Below are 2458 nucleotides of genomic sequence, written 5' to 3'. Positions count from 1 at the left end.
ACTGTTCCAGATCCGGCAAGCCCATGCAAGTTGTCGCTTACTTGGTGCTATGTCTTCGGTCGGATTTCCGAGTCTGGGCGTTTAGCCGCGATTTTTGTCCACGAAGCCATTTCTTGGCGCTCGATTCTAGTGACAGCACTCGCCAGAAGAGCATTCTTAGTTGATGGATCATTATAAGGGTTTCCGCCGGTGATGTAGAGGCGCCGCTCTGCTTCGACAGCCTCGCGTGATGCGCTGAAGCGCAAATAGTCATCATGCCAGTGGAAAATGGATTTCACCCCGGTCAAGACAACCAAGGAAGCCCCGAGCATGGCAGGAACTGTGGCATCGCCCGGCACCAGCAACGCGACGATAGGAATAGAAGCTGATAGGAATAGCTGTGCTATTTCAGATATCCGATAAAATCGCCTCGCTTTGACCGCTGCTCGCCCGTACCAGGCGTGCGATTTGTCGGCAATTTCTAGAGCATAGGCAGAGGTTTCGTCTGATGAAGAGCCGCTCAATCTTAACCCCCATGCGGGCATCTGACATTTGATGGTCCCCGTACGTGTACGATTTTGACATCGATTGGGAGTTCCGAAAAGCCCTTTCTTGAGGGTTCGAAGTCCCATAAATGCAGGAAGCGACTATCGATCTTGTGTCAATTGGAAAGTGGCTTCCTGGCAACTAGTGCGCCTCAATCGCACTCTTCCAGCTCTCGAATATGCCGCGGATTTCAGCAAATACGAGCAGTGATGCTTTAATCTGGGTAAGTGGGTAATTCAGTTGTTTTGATACTCCATTGATTGTATCGAAAGTATCGCGTAGGGTATCTAGCTTGCCTATCGAGTCGATCCCCTTTTCGGCTAGTCCGTAGATAGCATCGAGGAATGCGGTGGAGTTCTCCCCACCTGCGTCGATCTGCTGCCTGGACAATACCTCAACTGCCTTGTGGACACCGCTATCCCATTTATTCAGCCCGAGCAGGATGCGGTGGGAAATTTCCACAGCCTCATTTGAGATGGGAGTGAGACTGTCGGCTAGCCGTCTCGTTACCGCTAGTTTTTGCCCGAATGTCTGAGCGCGTGTCATCTCTGGTGCCGCGTTAGCGGTTGTGTCACCAATGAGGGTTATTAGCTCGCTGTAAGTGTTTAGATCGGCTACTATGGCGGGAGTTTCTTCTTCGATCTCCGTGAATAGTTCTAGGAATCCATCGCTCTCCTCTTCTTTGTCATTGGACGGCGACTGCTCGACTGTCGAATCTGCGTCAACGCTGACGAGAACATCTTCGATGCGGTCGGATATTTGCTGAATCGTGCTTAACCATTCAGATGACCCTGGGTCGGTTGCGCGCATGTGAGCCATTTTGATGACCTGCAGCTTCTTAATCTCTTCCCAGATATCATCTTCTTGAGATCTTGCATCAACCCGGTCGAAGTCTGCGTATATGAGCGGAATTATCAGCCGGGTCTCTGAATTAGCAATGAGAAAGCCCAAGAACTCGCGAAACTCCTGCCTGCATGGCGCGCTTTTCAGATAGGCCAGGGAAACGAAAGCGAGGAGAATTGTTGATGAAGACAAGCCAAGCCGTATCCTGTCGCGCCAATTCTCTCCTGCCGCTATTGATTCAGTATCCTTGAACACATTAACGGCTGACCCCGTTTGGCTTGTCAGGGTAGTTTTTATGTCAGCGACGATCCGGGAAATGCGCTGATATGTTGCCGCATCATCGATCTGTGCGTAGGACGCAAAAACGGATACCTCCAGTGCCATGTTTGATGTGTTGAGAGTTTTGTCGCTCACAGAGTCTCCTATGCCGACTTTTTTGGTCCTGGTTCTCCGTCGCATTCGCGCTGCCGATTTCGGTGTTTCGACTGCGGAAGGGTGTCGCAATGAGTCGTGCAATCCTAGCCTGTACTGCCTGGTTGTTGTAGCCTTCGCGGATCATCGCCTTATGTGTATTTTGTGCAAACATATCCGCTATGTTAGTTCTGTCTTCTAAGTTGCACATTGGAGCACTTTGTCTGGCTCGCTTTGGGCGGGGTGTTTGGTGATCACGAGGCTATGTACAGCATGGGAACAGGTCGGCTGCTGGCCCGGCCTTACTGCTCAGTTCAAGGACGTCCATCCGGCTGCGCCGGTACACGTGTACGTCCTGATGCGATCAAGCCTCTACGCTTCACAGGTTGAATTCGTAGGGTCGGTCATGAATTCGCCGGGATATCGAGGGTGAGGCCAGTCTGCGCGAAACAGTCGGGTGATCGGCGGCCTCAGCCCCTGCCCGTTCTCATCCTCGAAGCGCGCGTAGGTGCCCAAGTCCGCCGCGGTGGTTCTGCCGCTGGCCACACCTCGCCCTACCGGCCGGCGATGGCCTCGTCGTCGCGTTCGATCGCCCGCCGTGACGGGACCTTAAACGGACCAGCCATGGCGATACAGCAGCTTGCCCACGCCCTGGACGGTGTAGCCGATGTGAAACAGC

General features: G+C 53.0%; 2 protein-coding genes. Both read right to left on the bottom strand.

Going from position 1 to position 2458, the window contains the following annotated elements; genetic code table 11:
• Window positions 1-47 precede the first annotated feature (47 nt).
• Window positions 48-524: a DUF4231 domain-containing protein gene (locus ABD331_RS60590; protein WP_344496676.1), complete on the bottom strand. Its 477-nt coding sequence runs from the start codon at window positions 522-524 to the stop codon at window positions 48-50.
• A gap of 142 nt (window positions 525-666) precedes the next feature.
• Window positions 667-1782 carry a toll/interleukin-1 receptor domain-containing protein gene (locus ABD331_RS60585; protein ID WP_344496674.1) on the bottom strand — a complete coding sequence of 372 codons (1116 nt, stop codon included), beginning with the start codon at window positions 1780-1782 and terminating at the stop codon, window positions 667-669.
• Window positions 1783-2458 lie beyond the last annotated feature (676 nt).

The organism is Nonomuraea monospora, assembly GCF_039531895.1.
GTDB lineage: Bacteria > Actinomycetota > Actinomycetes > Streptosporangiales > Streptosporangiaceae > Nonomuraea > Nonomuraea monospora.
Note: the sequence above shows the minus strand (reverse complement) of the source record. Positions and strands in the feature narration are given on the sequence as shown.

Excerpts from the sequence above, each read along its gene's own strand:
- ABD331_RS60590 (WP_344496676.1), bottom strand. The coding sequence starts at position 524 with ATGCCCGCATGGGGGTTAAGATTGAGCGGCTCTTCATCAGACGAAACC.